The sequence below is a fragment of the Frischella japonica genome (genome assembly GCF_014489845.1).
Taxonomy (GTDB): Bacteria; Pseudomonadota; Gammaproteobacteria; order Enterobacterales; family Orbaceae; genus Frischella; species Frischella japonica.
Genome location: NZ_JABURY010000021.1, coordinates 109,135 through 129,661, shown reverse-complemented (window position 1 = coordinate 129,661; position 20,527 = coordinate 109,135). Strand labels below are relative to the sequence as shown.

Below are 20,527 nucleotides of genomic sequence, written 5' to 3'. Positions count from 1 at the left end.
ATTATTAACCAATAAAAATTTATTTATTATAACATTAAATCCACACGGTTTGAGATAATCTTCTGCGGTTATTAATTTATCATTATAAGGATTTCTCCTAGGCAATAGTATGGAAACAAAACAACGACAGAGATGTTCTAAAAAAGCACTTTACCGAGCTTAAATTTATTAGTGATTACTCACATTTTATGGTGATAGCTAATCCTCCACGCGATGTTTCTCGATATTTAGCATTCATATCACGCCCTGTTTTGTACATGGTTTCAATTACTTTATCGAGCGAAACTTTCGCTGCAGTAGTACGACGTAACGCCATACGGGTAGCATTAATGGCTTTTACTGCAGCAATAGCATTGCGTTCAATGCACGGAACTTGTACTTGTCCGCCGACGGGATCACATGTTAGTCCTAAATTATGTTCCATGGCAATTTCTGCAGCGATACACACTTGCTCAGGATTACCACCAAGTAATTCGGCCAATCCTGCTGCTGCCATCGAGCAAGCCACCCCCACTTCCCCTTGACAGCCTACCTCAGCGCCAGAAATCGAAGCATTGGTTTGATAAAGTTGGCCAATTGCTCCACAAGTTAGAAAAAAACGCACATAACTATCTGGGGTTAATGGGGTCACAAATTTATCGTAATATGCCAAGATTGCAGGAATAATCCCACAGGCGCCATTGGTTGGTGCAGTAACTACCCGACCACCGGCAGCATTTTCTTCACTAACAGCTAACGCAAACATATTCACCCAATCAATCACTATCATAGGATCTGTGATCATCATTTGTGAGGAAGCGATTAACTGTCGGTATAATGCATATGCTCGACGTGGTACTTTTAATGAACCGGGTAATAAGCCTTCACGATGAATACCTCGCTCTATGCAGTCTTGCATAGTTTTACCTACCCGTAAAAAATAAGCTTCAATGTCAGCATAACAATGATAGCTGAGCTCATTTTTTAATACTATAGTGGAAATAGACAACGCATGTTCATGGCAATATTGCAATAACTTTTCCGCACTGGAAAAAGGATACGGTAACAGAGTTTTAGCCGACTCAACCCGGCCAAAATCCTGTTCAGCAACAATTTTTCCACCACCCACCGAATAATAAGTTTTTTGTAATAAGACGGCTGGCCCCTGATAAGCGGTTAATGTCATACCATTTTCATGTAATGGTAAAAATTCATTATGAAACCGCATACATTGTGTTAACGGAAAATCGATTTCATAGTCACCTTGATAAATCGGTAAACGACCACTGTTACTTACTTTTTCAATAAAGCTAGGGATTTCATCTATATCCACCGAATCAGGTTGATTACCGGCTAACCCCATAATAATTGCAATATCAGTTTGGTGACCTTTACCAGTTAGAGATAACGATCCATACACATCAGCAACAATAGTGGTTACTGTTGGTAGTAAATTAGTATCAATCAGTTGATCAATAAATAATTTACCCGCTTGCATTGGTCCAACAGTATGCGAACTCGATGGACCAATACCAATTTTAAATATTTCAAATATTGAGCTCAATACTCACTCCTTCACATATCGAACTATGATCTTTCGATAATCAATCTCAACTGTTTATCCAACACATGATCATGTTAAATTACATTAAACCATATAACGTGGCTGAAATTGCAATTAATCCTGTTATCACAATAAATAAGTTACTTAATCTTCCGCGATAGTTAGCTAATGCTGGTAATTTATGAATCGCATACATCGGTAAGATAAAGAGTAATATCGCTTGTACAGGACCACCAAGTGACTCAATCAAGGTTAAAATACTAGGATTAAACGTCGCAACAATCCAAGTTGTTAGAAACATAAAAATCGCGGTTATATTATTTAATCGTTTGGGCATAATACTAATGTTTTTGTATCGTAATGCTTTAGTAACAACCCCATTAAAGCCTTCTCTAGCACCTAAATAATGACCTAAAAATGATTTAGACATTGCCACTAAAGCTATAGGCGGAGCCACATATTCAATAAGCGGTGAATTAAATCGGTTGGCTAAATAAGATAATATTGAGATATTTTGCGCCTTGGCCTCCAATAGTTCAGCTGGTGTTAGACATAATACACAGCTAAACACAAAAAACATCACCGTCACCACCATCATCACATTACTCATAGCAATAATTCGTGTACATTTTGCTTCAGCAAATTGATCACCATATTCCTGACGTTTAGCCACGGCTAAAGATGAAATAATTGCCGAATGATTAAATGCAAAAACCATAACTGGAATCACTAACCATAAAGTTAGCCAAATACTCTGAGTTTGGTTAGTTACATTACCTGACCAAGAAAAATTATCAAATATTGCCATATTCCATTCCGGAATTAAAAATAATGCAAATGCCATTAATACAGTCAGAAAGGGAAATACCAAAACAGACATAACCTTAACAATTAAATTTTCGCCAAAGTGGACAATCGACATCAAAATTGCCAGTAGTATAAATGACAATAATATGCGTGGCGGTGATGAAAAACCCAATTGATGGACAATAAAGCTATCAACGGTATTGGTCACCCCAACACTGTAAACTAATAAAATGGGATATATCGCTAAAAAATAGAGTAGGGTAATTCCGTCGCCAATTGTTCGCCCAAACGCTTGTTCAACCACATCAGTAATATCACTATCATTATTTTTTCCCGACAATACAAATCGGCATAATGCTTGGTGAGCGAAGAAGGTCATTGGAAAAGCAAGCACCAACATTACCAGTAATGGAATTAAGCCCCCGACTCCAGCATTAATGGGAAGAAATAATACACCAGCCCCCACAGCAGTACCATATAGACTTAACATCCAAACAGTATCACTTGCTCGCCATCGAGGAAATTTATTATCAGTTGTACTCTGATAATTAACATTTTTTTGAGTTATCGTTTCGTTATTCATTGTAAATTAATTTTTGAATTGTCCTACTTATTTAAATGGGTAAGAATAATAACAAAATTTACTTATCATGACGTGATTTTTTTTAATTAAATAAATCGTTATTATTCAATTTGTTGAATATTATTTCATTTTTATATTGTATTGCGTATCACAATCATCGCTTTCTATTATGATGGAATCATTTATTTAAACATAAATACCGTAAAAGGTAACTCAGTCAAATTCTGATTAGATAAGCGTATTTTCAACTTGTCACATAGATAATTGCGATACTTTATAGGTAATCTTTTATTATCAATTAATAATAAAATTACTTTGGTGTTGTGCTAGCTACTGCTAAACTAGCTAGCATTTTATCATATTTATAAATCAATTTTTTGGGATAAATTCATGCGAACCAGTAAATATCTTCTTTCTACGCTAAAAGAAACCCCAGCAGATGCTGAAGTGGTTAGTCATCAATTAATGTTACGTGCCGGCATGATCCGTAAAGTTGCCGCCGGATTATATACTTGGCTACCCACTGGTTATCGTGTACTTAAAAAAGTTGAAAACATTGTTCGAGAAGAGATGAACAAAGCTGGAGCCATTGAAGTATTAATGCCTGTGGTTCAACCTGCTGATATTTGGCAAGAGAGCGGTCGTTGGGAACAATATGGTCCAGAATTATTGCGGATAAAAGATCGTGGCGATCGTGATTTTGTGTTAGGCCCAACACATGAGGAAGTCATTACTGATTTAATCCGCAATGAAGTGAGTTCATACAAACAATTACCCTTGAATTTTTACCAAATTCAAACAAAATTCCGTGATGAAGTTCGTCCTCGTTTTGGGGTAATGCGTTCACGTGAGTTTATTATGAAAGACGCTTACTCATTCCATACATCACAAGAATCATTGCAAACAACTTATGATGATATGTATGCTGCTTACAGTGCTATTTTTACCCGTATTGGTCTTGATTTCCGAGCAGTACGCGCCGATACCGGCTCTATTGGTGGCAGTTCATCACATGAATTTCAGGTGTTAGCCGATAGTGGTGAAGATGATATTGTATTTTCAACCGAATCCGATTACGCGGCAAATATCGAAATGGCACAAGCATTAGCACCGACACAAAGCCGCCCAAAACCGACTAAAGCTATGGAATTGGTTGATACACCAAACGCGAAAACTATCGAAGAATTAGTCGAACAATTTAATTTACCGGTTGAAAAAACAGTTAAAACATTAATCGTTAAAGCGAGCAAAGAAAGCGGACAACAATTAGTTGCCTTATTGGTTCGAGGTGATCATACTTTAAATGAAATAAAGGCCGAAAAATTAGATATTGTCGCTTCACCACTGGAATTTGCCACTGAAGAAGAAATTCGTGCTATGGTTAATGCAGGTCCTGGGTCATTAGGTCCAATTAACTTAACTATGCCAATTATTATCGATCGTGATGTTGCAGTAATGAGCGACTTTAGTGCCGGCGCCAATATCGATCATAAACATTATTTTAATATCAACTGGGAACGTGATACAGCGCTACCACGCATAGCTGATATTCGCAATGTTGTGGAAGGTGATATCAGCCCTGATAATAAAGGTACACTACAAATCAAACGTGGTATTGAAGTTGGTCATATTTTCCAACTTGGCACTAAATATTCACAAGCCATGAACGCAACTGTCCAAGGTGAAGACGGTAAAAATCATGTGATGATTATGGGGTGTTACGGTATTGGCGTAAGTCGTATTGTTGCCGCTGCAATCGAACAACGCCATGATGATCGCGGTATCATTTGGCCAGAGGCTATTGCACCATTTCATGTTGCCATTATTCCTATGAATATGCATAAATCTGAACAAGTACAACAAGTGGCAGAGCAACTTTATGCACAATTGCAAGCAGCAGGAATTGATGTACTATTTGATGATCGCAAAGAACGCCCAGGCGTGATGTTTGCTGATGCGGAATTGATTGGCATTCCACATACTATTGTGGTTGGTGAACGTAATTTAGTGAATGGTGAAGTAGAATATAAACACCGATCCAGTGATCAAAAAGAAATTATCAATATCACTAAAATTGTTGATTTTATCAAAACCAAATGTCGATAAAATAACTAGTGGGCATTATTGCCCACTTTCTAAATAACCTTACTTGTACTCTCTTTTGTTTGACAAATCATACTTACGCAAAATCAACCGAGAACATCGCAAATATAAAGACACACTTGTTTACATTTTCTGTCAGCAAATTAATTTGTATGAAACAATTTAAATCATTTTTTGATCGTGTATCTACTGGATATATAATTGGCGGATTTATGCATTATTCGTTTCTGAGTTCTGCTGCTTTTTCGCGTTGTTGAAAAAAGGGGTAAAGCGACTTTAATCTGTGATAAGTTATCAAGTATTGTTGAGTACAAACAAGACTATACAAAAGTAATTTCATGTGATGAAAATCGTATAGAAGAATCAGGTGTAAAAATCAGATGTAGTAAGTATTCTGCTCGTTACGATGACTATACATTACTAATTATTGACTGTGATCAGCGATATTACGAAGGTTCAGCTACAGATTAATTATTATTGTTTCTTCAAAGGCTATATTTCATGATATAGCCTTTTCTATATCAGAACTTATAACACTATAATATCCTAATACTGTTTAATCTTTTAGTTACTCTTTTTTTTGAAAAAAAAACATTATAATAGGTGATGTATACATAATGTTATGTATATGCGTTGTTAGCGCAATTTAACTATTAAAGAGTTCTTCACTCAAAAGGGGACTATGTATGTTACAAATAGGTCAATTAAACTTTCTACACTATAAGCAGAGAATGTGATTTGTATAGTAATTTATATCAACGAATGAGAAAAGTTATTGGTATAAGACGTGCAATTTATTTTAGATTGAATATTTCAAAATATTATAAATTGCCTGATTATGATCTTGTTTTTTGGCTATTGTTATTATTGAATTGCAAAATCCGAGATTACAAAGCAAATATAAAGATGATTATTTGTTTAAATTAAAACGAATTTCCGACTCTTTATCAAGTAAAGATCGTAATATTGTTTCGGATTATAATACAACTCTCATTTATGGTAGGGTATAATTTTCTGTATAACATATATAAGAAAAATTAGATAATTTTTCAAAAAAGTAACTATTTATTTATAAATAGTTACTTTTAATTTAAAGGAGTATTTTGTGAAAACTACTATCGTTAAACTTGCTGTTAATTTTAAAACAAAGTCGAAGTGGAGCAAAGAAGCAAAAAAGAACAACTTAACCCTGTCCAATTGGATTATTAACAAATTAAACTCAGATATTGAATTTGATTGCAATCAACATGTAGATTTACATAATGATATACCACCTTCTCATCGATATTTTATATCTATTACTGTTCCAATCGAGTATAAAGGCTATTGGGTTTTTTCTGCTAGAACTCAAGGAAAGAAACTACGGGTATGGATTGTTAATAAGTTAAATCATGGTATTGATTAGAATTTTGTGTTTATCTCTTTCTTTGTCTTTAATGCGCTATCAATTAAAGGATAGCACCCACAGCGTAACAATTTATAAAAATTGAATTTTGAAAACACTAATTATTGAATAATTGTTCACGCACCGCCATTAAAGCAAATCCTAATAAATTTTTTCCACGCCAAGTTAACGGATTGTCAATATTGTGACTATCCTCAGCTAAACCAATGCCCCAAATTTTATCTACTGGACTTGCCTCAACTAAAACTCTATTTTTAGTTGCTAATAAAAAATCGGCTAAGGATTGATTCTGCGAAAATTTAGCTAAATTACCGGCAATTACAATCGAAAAGCAGTTGTCTTGCCATATTTTTTCATTAAACCCCCTCACCTGACGACCTAATGCTTTAGCAGTACCTGGATCGTGGGTTTTCAGGATATCGTGTAATATTTTATTATCGTTAAAGAGTCTCGCTTTTGCAGCCATCATATAATGTTCAGCCGTTGCATAATAAATATCATCAACGATAAAAGTACTTGAATACCATTGGCTAAAACAGCATTTCGTTATCACTGAAGATGGTCGTTTTTGTTTATGTCCCCAAAAATAAAGATATTTAAACCGTTCACCCGTTCTATAACGTTGGCAAAGTTCTTTAATATCCATCATCATTCCTTATTAGCTGCATTGTTATATTTTAAATTTATAATAATTTTGGCAACATCATATACATCAAAAAGATGAAGATTATCTATTAACAAAATATATAAAAACACGCTTAACGTTTGGTTTCTAGACGAGTCATTTTTTTCATTTTCTGTTCAATGCGCTGCCGTTTTAATGGCGATAAATAATCAACAAAAAGTTTACCTATAAGATGATCCATTTCATGTTGAATACAAATTGCTAAAATACCATCAGCATCAATTATATATTCTTCACCATTACGATCAAGCGCTTTGATCTTTATCTTCTCAGCTCGAGGCACAAAACCACGACATTCAGGTACTGATAAACATCCTTCTTCAATACCGGTTTCACCCTCTTTACTGATCACTTCGGGATTAATAATGACATATACATGATCACGCTCTTCTGATACATCTATCACAATAATCCGCTGATGAACGTCAACCTGAGTCGCGGCTAAGCCAATGCCTTCTTCGGCGTACATGGTCTCAATCATATCATCGATAATTTTTTGTATTTCAGGGGTAACCGTATCAACCGGTTTAGCCACTTTGCGCAGCTTTTCATCAGGAAAACGTAATACAGGTAAAATAGCCATAAATTTTTCGATCTGCCTCTCAGTCAAGGGATTTAAATTTGGTATAGTTTAAACACTATTTAAACTAATGCATAGGGTATAAATATCTATTACTAAAATAGTATGTTATGAATAAATATGAATTATTAATCCGTTTTTCAATGCTAGAACATAAAAAACCTTCAAAATTAAAAAAATATATTAACACATCAGTTAATGATATTGATGATGAATTAATATTACGGCAGTGCCAACTCAGCAAAGAACAGATCCAACAATTTTATCAATTCAATGTTCAACCAATATTAGATTGGTTAAATCAGGATAATCATCATTTAATTAGCTACTATGATCCAGCCTATCCAGAACAGCTAAAACAAATTAACAACGCGCCACTTTTTTTATTTATCATAGGCGATCCTTTGCTATTAGCCACTGCCCAGCTCGCGATGGTTGGTAGCCGACAATTTACCGATTATGGCGCACAATGGGCTCGCTATTTTGCTGCAGAATTAGCTATAAATGGATTAACAATTACCAGTGGTTTGGCATTAGGGATTGATGCTATCAGCCACCGTGGGGCATTAGATGTAAAAGGTAAAACCATCGCCGTACTAGGTAGTGGATTAAATCATATCGCGCCAAAAACAAATTATTACTTAGCCCGCGATATTTTAGCTAATCAAGGCGCAATCATTTCTGAATTTTTACCTAATATTCAAGCTCGTTCAGAATATTATCCACGCCGTAATCGCATCATCAGTGGGTTAAGTTTAGGAACTTTTGTCGTTGAAGCATCACCCAATAGTGGATCTTTAATCACAGCACGCTATGCATTAGAACAAAATCGTGATGTGTTTGCATTACCGGGTGAAATAGATCATCTTAATAGTGGCGGTAGTCATTGGTTAATAAAACAAGGAGCATATTTGGTCACTAAACCTAGTGATATATTAGAACATTATACTAATCATTTAAACTGGTTAAAAAAGCAGACACAATTATATGCAACATCATCGTTACTCCACAATGATATTTTAGCAGTAATTAATCATCATGCTATGCCCATTGATATCATTGCTGATAAAACCGGACAAACTGTAACCGATGTTGCAATAAAACTAGTAGAACTAGAATTAGAAGGGTTAGTTAAAACAGTATCAGGTGGTTATATAAAAAATGGTGCGTTAGCTATTGATAATTGATGGTATAAAAATGAAATTAATGATGTAACTTGATGAAGTATATCATTAGCCTTAAAATGTTCTATCGTTAACTATTATTTGTTCGTTAAAACTATGACAGCACTAACCCTTACTGAATCTTGTCAGCGTTTAATCACTGGAGAAGTCATCGCTTATCCGACCGAGGCAGTATTTGGCTTAGGCTGTGACCCCGATAATCAATCAGCTATTTTAAAATTATTATCTTTAAAACAACGATCACCAGAAAAAGGATTGATATTAATTGGTGCTAATCTAGCACAATTAAAACCTTATTTTGATAAAACTCTTTTAACCAAACAACAATTACAATTAATTAATCAGCCATCCGATCAAGCTATCACATGGTTAGTGCCGAAAAATTCCGATACCCCACCTTGGTTAACCGGGCAATTCGATTCGATTGCCATTCGGATTTGTCATCATCCTTTGGCTCACCAACTTTGTTTAGCGTTTGCTAAACCAATTGTTTCAACGAGTGCTAACCTTTCAGGTTATCTACCATGCCGAACACTGACTGAAGTTGAAACACAATTTGGCTGTTCATTTCCTGTATTAAATGGCGAAACCGGTCACCGATGTAATCCATCGCAAATTCGTGATATTTTCACCGGTGATATCATTCGACAAGGATAACGATTATGCAATCCACTCTTTATATTGGCGTCATGTCTGGTACCAGTTTAGACGGTATCGATATTGCTTTAGTCGATATTTCAGTTGATAACATCACATTTATTAGTGGCGAATGTTATCCGTTACCAAGCTCATTAAAAGCCAATTTATTACAGTTATGTCAACAACAGCAATGTACATTACTTAAATTAGGTGAGCTCGATCATCAATTAGGTCAATTATACGCGCATTGCATTAATAAGTTTATTCAAACCCATCATTTAGATAGAACACAAATTAATGCCATTGGTTGTCATGGGCAAACTATTTTTCATTCACCTAATGGCTGCTATCCCTTTACAATGCAAATAGGTGATGCAAATATCATTGCTGCAAAAACAGCCATCACAACCATTGCTGATTTTCGCCGTAAAGACATGGCATATGGTGGTCAGGGTGCACCTTTGGTACCTGCTTTTCATCAGGCAATATTTAGTGATCCCAATAAAAATCGCATTATTTTAAATATTGGCGGCATAAGTAATATCACAGTGTTATCCCCTAATCATCCACTTATTGGTTTTGACACAGGTCCAGGTAATGTATTACTCGATAGTTGGATTGCTAAACAATTAGCACTTCCTTACGATAAAGATGCTAAATGGGCAAAAACAGGTAGCGTAAATCAACCCTTGTTACAACACTTATTAAATGATGAATATTTTCGATTACCCTATCCGAAAAGCACTGGACGTGAACGATTTAATCTTAATTGGTTACTCGATAAATTGACCGGCTTTTCTCTCGCACCACAAGATATTCAAGCAACACTTATCGAACTTACGGTAATAGTAACAACTACAGCTATAATAAATCAAATATCACTGAATAAACAATTACCAAATGAATTATTAATCTGTGGTGGCGGTGCTAAAAATCCATTGCTTATGGCGCGGTTTGCAGCATGGTTACCCAATTGGTCAGTAAAAACGACTGATGAGTTAGGTACTAGTAGTGATTATATGGAAGCTATTGCTTTTGCTTGGTTAGCTTATTGCCGAATCCATAATTTATCGAGTAATATTCCAACAGTAACTGGTGCAACAAAAGCCATAAGTTTAGGCGTGATTTATCCTAAATAATAAAAAATATAAAATAATAAGATATAAAACTAACTCATGAATTAATTTCAACTTAAGTATGTTTATAAACCAATAAAATACAGTGCTAATTAAATCAAACCCGCACGTTGTAAGCCTTTTACAATTCCATCATGATTATTATCATCAGTGATAAATTCAGCGAGTTGTTTTAACGGTGTGACTGCATTAGCCATTGCGATTGGATGATCAACTATCTCAAACATCTCAATATCATTAAAGCCATCACCAAATGCATAAGTTGGAATATTTTGTAATGGGGCTTTTTGTAATAATTTTTTAATCCCAAAAGCCTTAGAACTTTCTGCATTAATCACATCGACACAATAAGGTGTATTACGTACAAAGCTCAGCTCTGGGAAAACATCACGATAAATTTCTTCGCCACTTTCACATAAAAGCAATAACATTTGAATCGGTTCTTGATAATGAATCTTATCATCAACCGGTGGAATAGTTTGTTGTAAATAGTGATAAAATTTCGTTGCTGGTTCGCCGAGTTCAGAAATACGCATAATATAATCATTATAAAAAGCGATAGGAATACCCGTTTCTGAATGAGAAAATTGCAATATACGATCTATTATCTGAGGGTCAATATCATTTGAAAAAATTGGTTTTCCCTCAAAAATAACTGATTGACCATTCATACTCACAATAGAATTAATGCCTGTATGCTGCATAATATGCTCAATTTCAAATAATGATCGACCCGTTGCAATTATGGGTAATATGTTATTTTCTCGCAACTTTTTAACTGCTTTAACCGTACTATCAGCCACTTTAATATCACGAGTTAGTAAGGTTCCATCTAAATCGAAAAAAACTATTGCTTTAGCATTATTCTTCACGTTTCCCCTCCATAACGTTATAAATTAACTATGGCTTTAATAAAAGGAATGGTTAACTTTCTTTGTTCGGTGATAGTGGCTTTATCTAATTTATCTAATAAATTAAATAATGAACGCATATCACGATCGACCCGTTTTAATAAGAATAGTCCGACGTCAGTAGACAACTCAAAACCACGCAATTTAGCACGTAATTGCAAAGCATTTAATTTATCGCCATCGCTGAGTTCTTTTAATTGATAAACTTGTCCCCACTCTAATCGAGACACTAAATCAGGTAAACTAAAAGGAATTTGCTTTGGTGAATGATTACCAGTAATTAATAATTTTGCTTGTGAATTTTCTAATAACCGATTAAATAGATCAAAGATAGCTTCTTCCCATTGCTTATTACCGGCAATATGATCGATATTATCTAAACACACCAAATCATAATTTTCTAATCCAACTAAAATATCCGGGGTTAACAATAAATATTGCTCAAGTGGAATATAGCTAATTAATTTATGGGAAAGTGACATATCATGACATGCTGCATGTAACAAATGCGTTCTTCCCGAAGATGCGTTAGCCCAAAAATAGAGAGAGTGAAAACCCGTCTTATTTAAAAACGCTTTCAAATAATTGATTAATAATTCATTATAACCGGTATAAAAACTAGCAAACGTTTCAGTATCCGGTAATGAAACTGGTAGCACCAACTGATGGGAATGAATCGCTAATACCTCGCTCTATTTTATGACCCATGTAGTATAAATTCTGAAACCTAAAAAGCAATATGAAGACAAAAAAGAAAAATTCAACACAGTTTTATCATCATCATTAATAAAATAAATATTCGATATTATTGAATAAATTAATTAAATTGAGATGCTAAGATAAATAACATTTATCTTAGCAAAATTTTATTTATGCGGTAAAATCAGATTCAATACAATAGCGGCGATACCACATAAACTAATACCTTGTAAAACATAATTACCAAAATCAAACACCATTCCACCAATACCAAATACCAGAACTAATGCTGTGATACACATATTACGTGAAATAGAGAGATCAACTTTATGTTTAACTAATATATTGACTCCAACAGAAGCAATAGAACCAAATAATAATACCATAATCCCCCCCATAACAACGGAAGGAATAGATGCTAGAAATGCTCCCACTTTACCAACAAATGACATAACAATAGCCCATATTGCCGCCCATGTCATCACGCGCGTTTTAAAGTTACGTGTTAATGTCACAGCACCAATGACTTCAGCATAAGTAATACAAGGTGGCCCACCTAAAAAACCGGCTACTGATGTTGCTAATCCATCACCAAACAATGTTCTTTGTAACCCAGGATTTTTGGTATAATCTTTGCCTGTTACACTACTAATTGCCATAATATCACCAACATGTTCAATTGTCGGAGCAATGACAATCGGAATCATATAGAGTATAGCCTGCCATTGAAATTCTGGATAAGAAAAATGCGGTAATGAGAACCAAGGAGCACTAATAATCGGCTGAAAATTGACTAACCCAAACCAAATTGACAAACTATACCCAACGATAATACCGGAAATAATCGGTACCAATTTAACAAAACCTTTTGCCCAAATTGCAACAATTAGTGTCGTTATTAAAGAAGCCATTGAAATAATAATTAACTGGTATTTCGGTAAACTTGTTTCGATATCGCTCCCCATTGCCATCTTGACAGCAACAGGCGCTAAAGATAAACCAATTACCATAATAATCGGACCGGTCACCACTGGCGGTAAAATGCGTTCAATAATATTCGCACCATTAATTTTCACTAAAAAGGCAAACAACATAAACACTAAACCAGCTGCAACTAATCCACCTAATGTCGAAGCAACTCCCCACATTTCAACACCATAAGAAATAGGGGCAATAAAAGCAAAAGATGATGCTAAAAATACCGGCACTTTACCACGCGTTGCGATTTGAAAAAGTAATGTCCCTACGCCAGCAGTAAATAATGCTACATTAGGATCAAGTCGAGTCAGAAGCGGAACTAAAACTAATGCGCCAAAAGCAACAAACAACATCTGAGCACCAGTGATAATATCTAACAATGTATGCTTAGAAAGGTGTTGAGAAATATTTTTAGAAACCATTATTGTTATTCCTCTTTAAATTTAATAAATTACAGACAGAAAAAAACCGGCTATCGCCGGTTTAAAAATTGATTTATTTGGTACCAAAAATTTTATCTCCCGCATCACCAAGACCAGGGAGAATATATCCTTTATCATTTAATTTTTCATCAATTGATGCCGTATATAATTCAACATCTGGATGCGCTTGTTCTAAAACTTTGATCCCTTCTGGAGCCGCAACTAAAACTAAAACTTTAATATTTTGACAACCAGCTTGCTTTAAAAGATCGATTGTTGCAACCATCGATCCACCTGTAGCTAACATTGGATCGACCACTAAAGCTATACGATCTTCAATATCAGATGTTAATTTCTGGAAATAAGGTACTGGCTCAAGGGTTTCTTCATTACGATAAAAACCAACCACACTAATTCTAGCACTTGGGATATGTTCTAAAACGCCATCCATCATACCTAAACCTGCCCGTAAAATCGGTACTACTGTGATTTTTTTACCTTTAATACGTTCAACTTCGATTGGACCACACCAACCTTGAATTGTTACTTTTTCTGTTGGCAGATCCGCCGTGGCTTCATAGGTTAATAAACTACCGACTTCGCTGGCAAGCGCTCTAAAATCTTTAGTTGAAATATCATGCTCACGCATTAAACCTATTTTATGGCGGACAAGGGGATGTTTGACTTCGACAATTTTCATGAAATGACCTCAGTGTTTTAAATCTATTAATCATTTAAATTTAAATGACCACTGGCGGCAGATTGTAACATGAATAACTTAATAAATAAAAATCAATTTGTGACCACACATCAAGTAATATGTGGTCTTGATAAAAATTTTTTAATTTAAAGCTGTCAATTTTTGAATAATTAATAAGTTACGTTCAGCATCTAACTGCGGAATTTGTAATTTTATACAGTTTTTTAATTGATAATCATGGGATAGGTTAGTTAACTCTTCTTGTGAAGCTTGACTTTTTAATGCATAGAATAATCCCGTTTTATTTGGTAAATGTTGACACCAATCAAGCATATCCATCAAAGAAGCAAAAGCACGACTGATTACGCCATCAAACTGTTTATGACGATACGCTTCAATTCGACTTTGTTCCGGATGAATATTACTTAATTTTAGTTCGAATTGCACTTGTTTTAAAAAGCGCACACGTTTACCAAGACTATCAACTAAGTCGAAGTGTTTATCTGGATTAATAATGGCTAGTGGAATCCCTGGTAATCCAGGGCCGGTTCCAACATCAATAAATTCTTGACCTAATAAGTATGGAGAAATGACTAAACTGTCCATAATATGTTTTATCAACATTTCATTAGGATCACGTATAGACGTTAAATTATAAGCTTTATTCCATTTATCAAGCATCATGACATATTGAATCAATTGATCAATTTGTGCCTCGCTAATCAAAAGATCCGTTTGTTGAATAAGTTTAACTAATTGGCTTTTTAACATAACTTATAGTGCCTTTTTACAGATGTAATTTTTTTTCTTTAAATAAACTAATAACATTGAGATTGCAGCTGGAGTTATCCCTGAAATTCGCGAAGCTTGACCGATACAAACCGGTTTATGTTGTTTTAATTTGGCAACAACTTCATTAGATAAACCTGAAATATCAGCATAATCAATTTCTTGCGGAATTAGTGTTTCTTCATTACGTTTCTGTCGTTCGATTTCTTCAATTTGCAATTTAATGTAACCATCATATTTAACTTGTATTTCAACTTGTTCTGCAGCTTGTCCTTCTGCTAAACCTGGAGCAAATAGTGATAATGATTTTAAGGTTTTATAAGTCATCTCTGGACGTTTTAATAACTCTTCACCATTAGCTTCTTTGGTTAAATTAGCACTTAACACCGCATTGACTTCATCAATAGTTTCAATATGTGGATGAACCCAAATATCGCGTAATCGTGCACGTTCTTGTTCAATAGCTTCTATTTTTTGATTAAACTGTAGCCAGCGATAATCATCTACCAAACCTAACTTTCGACCAATTTCAGTTAAACGGATATCGGCATTATCTTCGCGTAACATCAAACGGTATTCAGCACGAGAAGTAAACATACGATAAGGTTCATTAGTACCTAATGTACAAAGATCGTCAACTAATACGCCCAGATAAGCTTGATCGCGAGTTGGATACCATTGTTCTTCGTCATACACAAAACGAGCTGCATTTAATCCTGCAAGCAGTCCTTGGGCAGCAGCTTCTTCATACCCGGTAGTACCGTTGATCTGACCGGCTAAAAATAATCCTTTGATCACTTTGCTTTCAAGAGTTGGTTTGAGATCCCGTGGATCAAAATAATCATATTCAATTGCATATCCTGGTCTTATAATGTTCGCATTTTCGAGACCTTTCATACTACGTACAAAAGCGAGCTGTGTATCAAATGGTAAGCTGGTAGAAATTCCGTTTGGATAAATTTCATTACTATTTAATCCTTCTGGTTCTAAATAGATCTGATGAGAATTGCGATCCGCAAAACGCATGATCTTATCCTCTATAGATGGACAATAACGCGGTCCGATCCCTTCGATCACGCCGGTATACATTGGGCTGCGATCTAAATTATTGCGAATGATCTCATGAGTTTTTTCATTGGTTGATGTTATGTAACAAGGGATCTGTTTAGGGTGATCGCTTGGTTTCCCTAAAAATGAAAACACGGGTATAGGATCATCTCCCGCTTGGATCCCTAATTGAGAAAAATCAATTGTACGCGCATCGATCCTTGGTGGTGTACCTGTTTTTAAGCGACCTATTCTGAATGGGTATTGATGTAGAGCATGTGATAAACCGATTGAAGCAGGATCACCTGTGCGTCCACCACTATAATTATTTAATCCAATATGGATCTTTCCAGCTAAAAATGTACCAGCTGTGATCACAACTGCTTTAGCTTTGAATTTGATACCCATTTGGGTAATAACACCGGTGATCTGATCGTTTTTAATGATCACATCTTCAACTGATTGTTGGAAAAGCATTAAATTAGGTTGATTTTCCAATGCAATTCGGATGTTATTGCGATATAAGGAACGATCTGCTTGTGCGCGCGTAGCTCTAACGGCAGGACCTTTACTGGCGTTTAAGATCCTAAATTGGATCCCAGCATGATCCGTTGCTTGGGCCATTAGTCCACCCATTGCATCGATCTCTTTAACCAAGTGTCCTTTGCCAATGCCACCAATTGCTGGATTGCATGACATTTGTCCTAATGTATTGATATTATGGGTTAAAAGCAGTGTTTTTCTACCCATTCTTGCTGATGCCATTGCTGCTTCAGTACCTGCATGACCGCCACCGACGATGATGACATCGAAAAGATCCGGGTAAAACATATCTAACCTCAACTGAATATAATTAAAAAATGGCTATCAAGAGATAGGAATTTATTCGAATGATAAATTTTACTCGTCTTTTTAGCTACGTCAAATGATCTGTTTGTGATCACTAAATAATTAAAAGGATCTTTTATGTTTTTAGATTATATTTTTTATTATTAATAAAGAGATCTTTGTGTATAAATTTTTGTATCCCTTATTTATCAATATGTTGTTAAGGATCAAAACGTGTTGATAACTCTAATTAAACTTAGGATTAAGCTATGGATAACGATCCTTTTTATCCACATTGATTAATGTGTGGAAAGTTATTTCCATGTTGATAACAGGATTGTGATCGTTTTAATGACAGAGTTATCCACAAAAAATCAGTTTGATCGCTGTTTTTCTGTTTATTAATAGGTTATTTTGGCAGCATGATTCGATCAATTATTTGGATCTTTTATGTTTTTTTAACAGAATTTTTATCGAGAAAATTGTAAATTTCGCTATATTAAGATCATCTTTTTACAACGAGGATAGATTTGGTTAATCTGACGATCTTATTTGATTATGTGGAAAGAGGCATTAAGAGACGTATTTGAGTGTTTTCAAAGAGAGAAGATGATCGATTGGTAGTTATCTTAAGTTCACTTCGATCATCTTTAATTTTTAAACTATATTTAGTGCGCTTCGTCCCAGTTATTGCCAAAACCTACGTCGACTTTTAAAGGAATATGAAGTTGATAGCAGTTTTCCATAATCGTTTTTATTTGCTCGGTTATGGTATCTAGATGGGTTTCTTTTACTTCAAAAACTAATTCATCGTGTACCTGCATGACCATTTTAACATTATCTCCTTGTTTTTGAATAAAATGATTTACAGCTATCATTGCAGTTTTAATGATATCTGCAGCAGTACCTTGCATTGGTGCATTAATTGCAGCACGTTCGGCTGCGCGTTTTTCGATACCGCTTGCAGAATTTATTCTCGGTAAATAAAGTCGTCGACCTGATAAGGTTTCTACATAACCTTTTTCCGCAGCTAATTTACGAGTATTTTCCATATATTGTTCAACACCGGGATAACGCTCAAAATAGCGATCAATATAAAATTTTGCTTCATTTCTGGGAATATTAATTTGTCTTGATAAACCGAAAGCACTCATACCGTAAATTAAACCAAAATTGACAGCTTTAGCACGCCGACGCTCTTCTGATGTGACTTCATTTTCTTGTTTACCAAGAATTTCACTGGCGGTAAAACGGTGAATATCTTTATTATTGGCAAAAGCATCTAATAAGTTTTTGTCTCTTGATAAATGCGCCATGATTCGTAGTTCAATTTGTGAATAGTCGGCTGAGACAATCTTATAACCTTTTGGAGCAATGAAAGCCTGACGGATTTTACGTCCTTCCTCATTGCGTACTGGAATGTTTTGTAGATTTGGATCATTGGATGATAAACGGCCTGTTACTGTGCCAATTTGGTTATAATTAGTATGTACGCGATGATCAATGCGACTTATCATTAATGGTAATTTATCAGTATAAGTATTTTTAAGTTTAGCTAGACCGCGATATTCAAGAATCAGGCGGGGTAATTCATAATCATTGGCTAGTTCACTTAACACTTCTTCATTCGTTGATGGATCACCTTTGGGTGTTTTTCTGATAACTGGAAGTTGATTTTTTTCAAACAGAATGACTTGTAATTGTTTAGGGGAAGCGATATTAAATTTTTCACCAGCTAAGTCATGAATCTGTTGTTCGAGTTGATCAAGTTTAGATTGGATCTCTGTTGAATATTGGTGTAATAAGCTTTCATCGATTAAAACACCGGTTCTTTCCATATTGGCTAAGATGATCGCTAATGGCATTTCAATATCATTAAAGAGGTGCGTTAATTTACTATCTTGTTTCAGTTGAGCCCATAATTTGTTATGAATAGTAAGGGTTAAATCAGCATCTTCACAGGCATAACGTGTGGTGTGTTCGATATCGATTTTATCAATTGTTAGTTTCTTTTTATCGACTTTGGTTAATTCATCATAGGTTATTGTTTTTACATGTAGATGTTTTTGGGCTAAATGATCTAAATCATGTCTGTCATTACTATTAAGAACGTAAGATTCTAACATGGTATCATATGTAATACCTTGTACGGTAATGCCATAATTCGCTAATATTGAATAATCAAATTTGACATTTTGCCCAACTTTTTTAAGTTTTGCATTTTCAAATATTGGTTTAAGCTTTTGGATAACTTCATCAAGCGGTAACTGTTTTGGTACACCTAAATAGTGATGATGAATTGGTATATAACAGGCTTCATTTTCAGCAATACTCAACGATATACCGACTAACTCGGCGTGAAAATGATCAATATTATTGGTTTCAGTATCAAAAGCAATTAAATGGCTGGTGGCTAATTTTTTTACCCAACTGTCTAATTGTTCACTGGTTAATATAGTTTCATAATGCTTTTCCGCTTGAGGGGAAGGGATTGATGACTGACTGTTTTTATCGTTTTCTGACACTTGATTAACTAAAGGTTGCTCTGATTTGATAAATCGTCCATGATTAAGTTCGGTTAGCCAACGATTAAAACCGTGGTATTCAAAAATTTGCTTAAGTTTATTAATGTCAATTGGTTGTGGTTTTAATTGTTCATTACTAAAATTGAGTTCGACATCGGTTTTTATGGTAGCGAGTAAATAAGATAAACGAGCTTCTTGTTCATTATCGATTAATTTTTGTTGAATAGATTTAGCTCCACGAATAGATAGCGTGATGACTTTATCTATATTGTGATAGATATCATCAATACCTGTAAATTCACTAAGTAAACTACTGGCTGTTTTTTCTCCAACACCTGGTACACCAGGAATATTATCGGAGCTGTCACCCATTAAGGCTAAATAATCGATAATTTTTGTCGGTGGCACGCCAAATTTTTGTTGTACACCATTCGGATCTAAAACAACGTTATTCATGGTATTAATTAAAGTAATTTTATCTGAAACGAGTTGTGCCATATCTTTATCGCCAGTGCTGATTAATACTGATAGACCTTCTGCTTCAGCTTGTTTGGCTAGTGTACCAATCACGTCATCAGCTTCAACATTATCTACACATAATAGTGGTAATCCCATTGCTTTTAAAATGTTATGAATAGGTTCGACTTGTACTCGTAGATCTTCCGGCATAGCGTCACGTGTTGCTTTATACTCGCTGTATAACGTTTTTCTAAAAGAGCCTCCTTTGGCATCAAAAACTACCGCAATATGAGTTGGTTGATATTGATTAATCAGGCTTCTGATCATGTTTGTTACGCCATAAATCGCACCAGTGGGTTCCCCTTTGGTATTTGTTAACGAAGGCGTTGCAAAAAAGGCTCGATATAAATAGGATGAACCATCGATAAGGATAATCGGTTTTTCTGTTTTCATAGTAAATTCACTTTGATTGAATATAAACAAGTTGTTAATAATGAGTATACT

16 protein-coding genes are annotated in these 20,527 nt (G+C 34.9%); 5 read left to right on the top strand and 11 right to left on the bottom strand.

The genetic code is table 11. The annotated features are described in order from the left end of the window. Window positions 1-175: 175 nt before the first annotated feature. Together FcAc13_RS11370 and FcAc13_RS11365 are read right to left on the bottom strand one after the other, a co-directional pair. Window positions 176-1,543: an L-serine ammonia-lyase gene (locus tag FcAc13_RS11370; RefSeq protein WP_187756336.1), complete on the bottom strand. Its 1,368-nt coding sequence runs from the start codon at window positions 1,541-1,543 to the stop codon at window positions 176-178. A gap of 79 nt (window positions 1,544-1,622) precedes the next feature. Next, complete coding sequence (locus FcAc13_RS11365; protein ID WP_187756335.1) at window positions 1,623-2,933, bottom strand: serine/threonine transporter; 1,311 nt, start codon at window positions 2,931-2,933, stop codon at window positions 1,623-1,625. Between the two features lie 390 nt (window positions 2,934-3,323). On the opposite strand from FcAc13_RS11365, the gene proS reads away from it, so the two are divergent. Together proS and FcAc13_RS11355 are read left to right on the top strand one after the other, a co-directional pair. Continuing rightward, window positions 3,324-5,039 carry a proline--tRNA ligase gene (proS, locus tag FcAc13_RS11360; RefSeq protein WP_187756334.1) on the top strand — a complete coding sequence of 572 codons (1,716 nt, stop codon included), beginning with the start codon at window positions 3,324-3,326 and terminating at the stop codon, window positions 5,037-5,039. A gap of 1,102 nt (window positions 5,040-6,141) precedes the next feature. Then, window positions 6,142-6,441 (top strand): hypothetical protein, encoded by a 300-nt coding sequence (locus FcAc13_RS11355; RefSeq protein WP_187756333.1) that lies wholly within the window; start codon window positions 6,142-6,144, stop codon window positions 6,439-6,441. 97 nt (window positions 6,442-6,538) lie between these two features. Here the strand turns inward: FcAc13_RS11355 and ybiA are convergent, their stop codons facing one another. Beyond that, a complete protein-coding gene (gene ybiA, locus FcAc13_RS11350) occupies window positions 6,539-7,087 on the bottom strand; it encodes a riboflavin biosynthesis intermediates N-glycosidase (protein ID WP_223064597.1) in 549 nt (182 codons plus the stop codon). Window positions 7,088-7,199: 112 nt separating this feature from the next. Continuing rightward, window positions 7,200-7,709, bottom strand: coding sequence for a peptide deformylase (gene def / locus FcAc13_RS11345; RefSeq protein WP_187756331.1), 510 nt, complete (start codon window positions 7,707-7,709; stop codon window positions 7,200-7,202). Window positions 7,710-7,816: 107 nt separating this feature from the next. On the opposite strand from def, the gene dprA reads away from it, so the two are divergent. From dprA to FcAc13_RS11330, 3 genes are all read left to right on the top strand, one after another. Further along, window positions 7,817-8,893, top strand: coding sequence for a DNA-processing protein DprA (gene dprA / locus FcAc13_RS11340; RefSeq protein ID WP_223064596.1), 1,077 nt, complete (start codon window positions 7,817-7,819; stop codon window positions 8,891-8,893). A gap of 93 nt (window positions 8,894-8,986) precedes the next feature. Continuing rightward, entirely contained in the window at window positions 8,987-9,547 is a 561-nt protein-coding gene (gene tsaC, locus FcAc13_RS11335; protein WP_187756330.1) for an L-threonylcarbamoyladenylate synthase type 1 TsaC, read from the top strand. A 5-nt stretch (window positions 9,548-9,552) separates the two neighbouring features. Further along, a complete protein-coding gene (locus FcAc13_RS11330) occupies window positions 9,553-10,668 on the top strand; it encodes an anhydro-N-acetylmuramic acid kinase (protein WP_187756329.1) in 1,116 nt (371 codons plus the stop codon). Between the two features lie 89 nt (window positions 10,669-10,757). On the opposite strand, the gene FcAc13_RS11325 is transcribed toward FcAc13_RS11330, so the two are convergent. The 7 genes from FcAc13_RS11325 to polA all read right to left on the bottom strand — a co-directional run bounded on the left by FcAc13_RS11325 (window position 10,758) and on the right by polA (window position 20,476). Next, window positions 10,758-11,537: a Cof-type HAD-IIB family hydrolase gene (locus tag FcAc13_RS11325; protein WP_187756328.1), complete on the bottom strand. Its 780-nt coding sequence runs from the start codon at window positions 11,535-11,537 to the stop codon at window positions 10,758-10,760. Window positions 11,538-11,554: 17 nt separating this feature from the next. Beyond that, on the bottom strand, window positions 11,555-12,253 hold the full coding sequence (gene hda, locus FcAc13_RS11320) for a DnaA inactivator Hda (protein ID WP_187756427.1): 699 nt from the start codon (window positions 12,251-12,253) through the stop codon (window positions 11,555-11,557). A 189-nt stretch (window positions 12,254-12,442) separates the two neighbouring features. Further along, the gene (locus FcAc13_RS11315; RefSeq protein WP_187756327.1) at window positions 12,443-13,675 is read right to left on the bottom strand and encodes a uracil-xanthine permease family protein; all 1,233 of its coding nucleotides are present in this window, start codon (window positions 13,673-13,675) and stop codon (window positions 12,443-12,445) included. Window positions 13,676-13,748: 73 nt separating this feature from the next. Further along, complete coding sequence (gene upp / locus FcAc13_RS11310; protein WP_187756326.1) at window positions 13,749-14,375, bottom strand: uracil phosphoribosyltransferase; 627 nt, start codon at window positions 14,373-14,375, stop codon at window positions 13,749-13,751. 141 nt (window positions 14,376-14,516) lie between these two features. Next, window positions 14,517-15,146, bottom strand: a complete 630-nt coding sequence (rsmG, locus tag FcAc13_RS11305; RefSeq protein WP_187756325.1) for a 16S rRNA (guanine(527)-N(7))-methyltransferase RsmG — start codon at window positions 15,144-15,146, stop codon at window positions 14,517-14,519. Between the two features lie 3 nt (window positions 15,147-15,149). Further along, window positions 15,150-17,042, bottom strand: a complete 1,893-nt coding sequence (gene mnmG, locus FcAc13_RS11300) for a tRNA uridine-5-carboxymethylaminomethyl(34) synthesis enzyme MnmG (RefSeq protein ID WP_187756324.1) — start codon at window positions 17,040-17,042, stop codon at window positions 15,150-15,152. Window positions 17,043-17,707: 665 nt separating this feature from the next. Beyond that, complete coding sequence (gene polA / locus FcAc13_RS11295) at window positions 17,708-20,476, bottom strand: DNA polymerase I (RefSeq protein WP_187756323.1); 2,769 nt, start codon at window positions 20,474-20,476, stop codon at window positions 17,708-17,710. Window positions 20,477-20,527: the final 51 nt, after the last annotated feature.